This is a genomic window from Nocardia sp. bgisy118, assembly GCF_057708605.1.
Genome location: NZ_JBYISM010000077.1, coordinates 1 through 1,263, shown reverse-complemented (window position 1 = coordinate 1,263; position 1,263 = coordinate 1). Strand labels below are relative to the sequence as shown.

General features: G+C 63.8%; 1 protein-coding gene. It reads left to right on the top strand.

The window, feature by feature from the left end; all coding sequences use genetic code 11:
• Positions 1–135 precede the first annotated feature (135 nt).
• The coding region (locus AC3EO7_RS37780) for a type I polyketide synthase (RefSeq protein ID WP_435593880.1) at positions 136–1,263 on the top strand (1,128 nt) is incomplete at its 3' end.

Below are 1,263 nucleotides of genomic sequence, written 5' to 3'. Positions count from 1 at the left end.
TCCGACTGCAAAGAGGAATCCCACAGAACCCTATCGTACATAGCAATGCTCGGGGAGCCTGAGGTTGCGTTGCGCTCGGGCGTGGTCCGTGTTCCCAGATTTGTCCGGGTGCCGGCACCTGAAGAACGAGTCACCGTGACATTGGGTTCGCAGGGGACGGTTCTGGTCACCGGGGGGACCGGTGGTGTGGGGGCGTTGGTGGCCCGGCACCTGGTGGTTCGGCACGGGGTGCGGCATCTGGTGTTGACGAGCCGACGGGGCGCGGAGGCCCGGGGGGCGGCGCAACTCCGGGAGGAGCTGACGGGTCTGGACGCGCAGGTGGAAGTGGTGGCCTGTGACGTGGCCGACCGGGATGCGGTGGCGACCCTGTTGGCTGCGGTGCCGGACGATCGGCCGCTGATCGCGGTAGTGCACGCCGCAGGGATCGCGGACAACGGGTTGATCGGCTCTTTGACTCCCGACCGGGTCGACCAAGTGCTGCGTCCCAAGGTGGACGGTGCGTGGAACCTACACGAGCTGACCAAGGACTTGGATCTGTCGGCGTTCGTGCTGTTCTCCTCGGTAGCAGGCACCGTGCTGGCTGCGGGACAGGCGAGTTACGCTGCAGCGAATGTCTTTTTGGACGGACTGGCTGAGTATCGCCGTACTCTGGGCTTGCCAGCTGTCGCGCTGGCCTACGGCCTATGGGATGTACCCATTGGCATGAGCGCAGAGCTGGATTCGGCCGATGAGCGACGCCTTGGGCGTCTCGGCCTGCCAGCGATATCGGTCAGCGATGGATTGGCGACATTCGACGCCTCGTTCGGCATCAGTAAGGCATACCTGGCTGCGATCCGACTGGACGTGCAGGCGCTGCGTGCGCGATCCGACAGGGTTCCGGCGGTGCTGCGAGGCTTTGCGCGAGTTCCGACGGGGAAGACGTCGAGCAGTGCTCAGGCAAATCGACGTCTGGCTATGATTGACGACCAGGAGCGTGGCCGCTCCCTGCTGGAGCTTGTCCTGACTCAGTCGGCGATGGTCCTTGGCCATGGCTCGAAAGACTCGATCGGAAGCGATCAAGCCTTCAGCGAACTCGGCTTTGACTCGCTTTTGGCCGTCGAGCTGCGGAACGCCTTGAAGTCGGCCACGGGATTGTCACTGCCGGCAACCCTCGTCTTCGACTACCCGACTCCCCGCGCAATAGCGGAATATCTTGAGAGTGGATTTGCAGGCACTGTCGGTAGCGTCGAGATCGGTTCCTCTGCCGGTGTGTTGCCTGCCGAC